This is a genomic window from Chloroflexota bacterium (genome assembly GCA_014360905.1).
Classification (GTDB): Bacteria; Chloroflexota; Anaerolineae; order UBA2200; family UBA2200; genus JACIWX01.
This window is the reverse complement of sequence record JACIWW010000003.1, coordinates 154,044-160,141: the sequence shown is the minus strand read 5'-3', so window position 1 is coordinate 160,141 and position 6,098 is coordinate 154,044. Positions and strand designations below refer to the sequence as shown.

The following is a 6,098-nucleotide window of genomic DNA, read 5'->3' as shown; positions in this document are numbered from 1 at the left end:
CCATTTGGGGTATACTGGGGATGAGCATATCGCCTTGCTACCACCTATCCTGCTCGACCCAATTAGTACCGACCTGCTGCTCGCTTGTGACAAAGAGGCTGGTAACGATCTATTGGCCACTTACAACCACTACTTCAGGCAAGTATTAGTAAGGTTGTTCTACCACTAAACATGCAGACAAGACTTGGCCATCTTACAATCCCTGCATGCTCAATTTGGGACAGTTTTTGTAACCAAATCGTAACAAATGAGATAAATCAGCGTCATACGTTATGAATACAAATACACCATGGACAAAACGCACGTCCATCCACATACTCATGATCATGCAACCAGGAGGTCGTCCATGAAGCGCGTTCGTTGGCCATTGCCTTGCTCCCGCTGCATTGATGGCAAATTGATAGTGCTCTTGATCTGCGCCCTTTGTGCCTTGCTCATAGGGAAAACCATAACCCCGACCAGCCAAGCAGAAACGGCCACTAAATTGCCGCCTTTCCAGATTGATCCCACGTTGCCGGACCAAATTGTCCTGAATCCTGAGCAAGGTCTGGGGCAATGCCATTGGGTCGATCCTGCTATCCTGTCGTATCCCCATGTCAGTTGGGCTTATGACGCAAGCATAGGAGTGAGCGGCTGGCGTACTATCGAGCCACAGAATGGCGTATTCTATTGGGGACCAATAGACGCAAACATCGACAAAGCGCGCAAGTTAGGAAAACGCATCTGGTTGCAGGTCTTGACCACGGAAGGTGCAACGCCACAATGGGCGGTGGATGCAGGAGTGCAACTCATTGGCTCAAGGGGAGGCACTCCTGTCCCCTGGAATACAACCTACCAGAGATTGCTTCGGAGGGTCGTGCATGCCATGGCGGCCCGTTACGACGGCAACCCAACAGTTGAGGCTATTGTGATGATGGCCGGCGGCTGCTACGGCGAGATGACCATCTGCGATAGGGCGAAGGATGAAGCTGCCTGGTTAGCAGCCGGTTATACTGATGCCAAATTCGTAGAAGCTGTCAAGCAGATTATTGACATCTACCTGGAGGAAGAATACATATGGGAAGATGGGAGGCGGACTCATGGCTTCCTCAAGACACCCGTGGTACTCCAATTGGGTGCAGGTTTATATGGCATGGAGGCAGCGCGCAAGCCAGTAGTAGATTATGCCATGGCAAAATATGGTATGCGCGTTTGGCTCAAATTCAACGGTCTTAGTGGCCCAGGCAAAGTGGATGAACTCTACGCCATGTACAACACAACCACTCGAGTGGGCTATGAACCAGCAGCTACCGAGGATTTTCTCAATAGACCCGATTACTACATCCGCATGGCATTGGATCACCATTCCAGTTACCTCTGCTTACAGAGCACCTACTTCAATATCACCGATGCCAAATGGCAGGAAGCGCGCGAACTAGCAGCACGCTATCTAGGGGCACAAATAGTCTTCAAGGGAATCGAAGCCCCATCAGCGGTACTGGCTGGTCAGCAGTACGTCTTTGCCACCGAATGGGTGAACCGGGGTACTGTGCCATTGATGCGCGCACGGCGAGAAGGGATTCGGGACATCCCAGTTTCCTATGACCTCCAGATTGCTTTTGTTGATCGCACAACCAACCAGACCGTGTTCGCGTATAACTTTACCCCTTCCGTACCCACGACAAACTGGTATTCTGCACAGCCGGTGCGTATTGAGCAACCAATCCTCATTCCTGCTTCCATTCCTCCTGGTGAATATGACCTGAGGATCGCGCTGGTGAATATTATCCAGCCAGAGGACAGTGGCTGGCATTATTTCCGCCTAGTGAATACGGAATTGGCTGATGGCAAGGGCAGGTATACTGTGGGTAGGATCACGGTCCTTAGCGATGGCACACCACCGCCTACTGCTATCCCGACCTCTACGCGAACCACGACGCCTACCCGAACCGTCACTCCAACACCGACTCGCACAGCCACCGCTGCCCAAACGGCGACCCTCACGCCTGTTCGCACACCGACATCAACCAGTACCGCAACACTGACTCCATCGCCAACCACTGGCTTTTGGCAGACCACGATCGTTTTGCAGCAAGGACAAAACGGTTATGCCGGTACCGAAGATACCTACATCTATCTCTATGACACTGGCAACAATTATTGTATGGACAGCCTACTGAAAGTTGGACAGAAGCAGCAACTTGCTACTCTCTTGCGCTTTGATCTGTCACCCATTCCGGCCAACGCTCTTGTCACGGAGGCCCGGTTGGAACTGTATGCATTGGGCTGGAGCGGCTTCGATATGACTATTGAAGCCTTCGCTGTGCTGCGCAATGTAAAGCATTGTGAGGCCACATGGAATCAGGCTGCATACAGCAACCTATGGGGACAACCTGGCTGCAATGATCCTGGCACGGATCGGCGGAGTATGCCCGAGAGCAGTGTGCTGACCAAAGGAGTGGGCCAGTGGTATGGGTTCGATGTGACGGCTATTGTACGCTCCTGGCTAGAAGGCAGCTTGGGCAACAATGGAGTGCTCTTGCGAGGCACATCAGCTGTATCAAGCAATGCTTTCTACTTCGCCAGCGCTCAGCACAATACCCTCGCATTGCGTCCCAAGTTGATCGTCACATATCGCCTGACTGGCAGCCCTACACCGACGCCCCGTACCAGTCCAACGCCTACTCTGACCCCATTCGTCACGCCAACCAGTACAATGTCAGGAAACGTTACAACAACCCCCACTGCTACACCCACTCCATCACCTGTACCTGTCGGCACCGAGACTACTATTATTTTGCAACAGGGAGTCAATGGCTATCTGGGCTATGAAGATACCTATATTCATATTTGGAACCCCGACACAAACTATTGCTCATTGAACACGTTTCGCATGGGTTATCGGCAGCAGTACGCAGCCTTGCTGCACTTTGACTTGTCGCCCATCCCGGCCAATGCCTTGGTTACAGAGGCCTACCTCGAGCTTTACGCGGTGGGCTGGAGTGGATTTGACATGGCGATTGATGCGTACAATGTTTTGCGCCACATAAATGCCTGTCAGGCCACTTGGAACCAGGCAAGCATTGGCAATCCATGGGGCGCCCCAGGATGCAATGACACCGTAACCGACCGATCTACCACGCCTGAGGCGAGCGTGACCACTCAGGGTCTTTACAAATGGTATCAATTTCGCCTGACCACGCTCGTCCAGGACTGGATAAGTGGACGCTGGGCGAACAACGGATTGCTTCTGCGCGGCGCTTCGTCTTCATCAAGCAACATATTCTACTTTGCCAGTGCTCAGTATGAACCCGCTGCCTTACGCCCCAGGCTAGTCATCACGTACCGCCTTGCTACAAGCCCTACGTCAACCCCAGGAGCTAGTCCCACTCCAACGTTCCAATTCAGTCCTACTTGCACGCCAACACTCAGCCCTACTCAAACGCTCCTGGCAAGTCCTACAGCGACTTTGCTGGGTAGCCCCACGCCAACACAGACTCCCAGCGCAACGCGCACTATTACGAGCACACCAACCCATAGTCCGACTGCAACTCCTACAGTGAATACTCCTACCCCAGGTGCAACATCAACGCCGGGTGGTATTGAGACAACAGTGACTCTGCAGCAGGGCAACAATGCGTACATAGGCTGCCAGGACACCTACATATTCCTGCAAGAACCGGATAACAACTACTGCACACTCAATACGTGGAAGGTCGGCTACCGACAACAACACACCGCTTGGCTCCATTTCGACCTGTCCCCCATACCTGCCAACGCCATCGTCACTCAGGCTTCCCTCCAGATATATGCTGTGGCCTGGGGAGGCTCCGACATCGCCATGGAAGTCTACCGCGTCTTGCGCAAGGTCAACGCCTGCGAAGCAACCTGGAACCAGGCAGAGGCAGGCAACCCTTGGGGCGCACCAGGCGCCAACGATACCAAGACCGACCGCGCCGCCCTGCCAGACAGCAATGGGACAACCTGGGGCATCCCCGGTTGGTACGCCTTCGACATCACCATGCTGGTGCAGGATTGGCTCAACGGGCATTTTGCCAATTATGGCCTGCTCTTGCGTGGGGCATCGCCCACGGCTACTGGCATCTTTTACTTCGCCAGTGCCGAGCACCAATCGGTAGACTTGCGCCCCAAACTGGTCATTACTTATTTTGAACCTACACCTTAGCCTTCGCTGTCCGTGTCTGCAAGAGATGCGACGACAGGCAGCTCATCCTCTGGCCTTCTTTCCCAATGCCAAGGATAAATCACGTGGGCTTGCCGAGGGCTCAAAAACGTGATATAATTGCCATGCTGGCTCGCTAAAGTGCGTCGCCTTAAGCTTCTGTAGTCGAGCCATTCACTATGCCTTATGGTGATGCGACAGCAGAGCTTGCTTGGATCATTTCAACCCAAAAGCGAGGAGTATGGCATGACTGAGTCCACCCCCTCTGATTTCATCCGAGACATTATCCGAGAAGACTTGAGAACGAATAAATACGGCGGCCGAGTGCACACGCGGTTTCCACCGGAGCCAAATGGTTACTTGCACATTGGTCACGCCAAGTCAATATGCCTCAACTTTGGTGTGGCAGAGGAATTCAGCGGACTGTGCAACTTGCGCTTCGATGACACGAATCCTACCAAAGAGAGCAGCGAGTACGTCGAAGCTATCAAACACGATATCAAATGGCTTGGCTTCGATTGGGAGGACCGAGAGTACTACGCGTCCGACTACTTCGAGCAGCTTTACGAATACGCGGTACAGTTGATCAAGGCAGGCAAGGCTTATGTGTGCGACCTGAGCCAAGAGGAGATCAAGGAATATCGAGGCACCCTCACCGAGCCTGGCCGAGACAGCCCGTACCGCAATCGCTCGGTGGAAGAGAACCTGAATTTGTTTGCGCGCATGCGTGCTGGCGAGTTTCCGGATGGTGCTCGTGTCCTGCGTGCCAAGATTGACATGTCTTCGCCCAACGTACTCATGCGCGATCCGGTGATCTACCGCATTCTCCATGCCACGCACCATCGCACCGGTGATAAATGGTGCATCTATCCCATGTATGACTTTACCCATTGTCTCTCGGATTCGATTGAAGGGATCACGCATTCGCTCTGCACGTTGGAATTCGAGAACAACCGTGAGCTATATGACTGGTTCCTCGACCAGTTGGGAGTGTACCATCCACAGCAGATCGAGTTCGCGCGGCTCAATCTCACTTACACAGTGATGAGCAAGCGCATCCTGAAGCAACTGGTGGAAGGAGGTTACGTCCGGGGCTGGGATGATCCTCGTATGCCTACTCTTTCTGGCCTGCGGCGACGTGGCTATACCCCAGAGGCTATCCGCAGCTTCTGCGACACCATCGGCGTGGCCAGGACCAACAGTGTTGTTGACATTGAACTGCTTGAGCACCACGTGCGGGAGGATCTGAACAAACGGGCCCCTCGTGTTATGGCCGTGTTACGCCCGCTGCGGTTGGTCATAGACAACTATCCAGAGGGTCAGGTAGAAGAGGTAGAGGCGGAGAACAACCCTGAAGATCCTTCCATGGGGACGCGCAAGGTGCCATTCTCACGTGTACTCTATATTGAGCGGGAAGACTTTCAGGAAGATCCGCCGAAAGGATGGTTTCGCTTGGCGCCGGGTCAGGAAGTGAGACTGAAACATGCCTACTATGTGAAATGCGTACAGGTTGTTAAAGATGAACAAACCGACGAGGTCATTGAACTGCACTGCACCTATGACCCTGTATCTCGAGGCGGTTGGACTAGCGACGGTCGCAAAGTCAAGGGAACCTTGCATTGGGTTTCTGCTGCTCATGCGCTGCAGGCCGAGGTGCGCCTGTACGACCGTCTCTTCACCGTGCCCAACCCGCTTGACCAAGGGAACGATTTCTTGAACTATGTGAATCCTAACTCCCTAGAGGTTTTGACATCATGTCGGGTAGAGCCAAGCCTAGCTGGTGCCCAGCCTGGAAGCAAGTACCAGTTCTTGAGACTAGGCTACTTCTGCGTTGACCCTGATTCGTGTGATGGGAAGCTCGTCTTCAATCGCACGGTCTCGTTGCGCGATACATGGGCCAAGATTCAGCAGACCAAGCAAGCAGAGTAGACGAGCT

At 53.4% G+C, this 6,098-nt stretch carries 3 protein-coding genes; all 3 read left to right on the top strand.

The features are described 5' to 3' along the window. Positions 1-169, top strand: a 169-nt coding sequence (locus tag H5T67_02555; GenBank protein ID MBC7244202.1) for a hypothetical protein, incomplete at its 5' end; no start/stop codon positions are given. Between the two features lie 177 nt (positions 170-346). Continuing rightward, a complete protein-coding gene (locus tag H5T67_02550) occupies positions 347-4,165 on the top strand; it encodes a DNRLRE domain-containing protein (protein MBC7244201.1) in 3,819 nt (1,272 codons plus the stop codon). A 243-nt stretch (positions 4,166-4,408) separates the two neighbouring features. Next, complete coding sequence (locus H5T67_02545; GenBank protein ID MBC7244200.1) at positions 4,409-6,091, top strand: glutamine--tRNA ligase/YqeY domain fusion protein; 1,683 nt, start codon at positions 4,409-4,411, stop codon at positions 6,089-6,091. Positions 6,092-6,098: the final 7 nt, after the last annotated feature.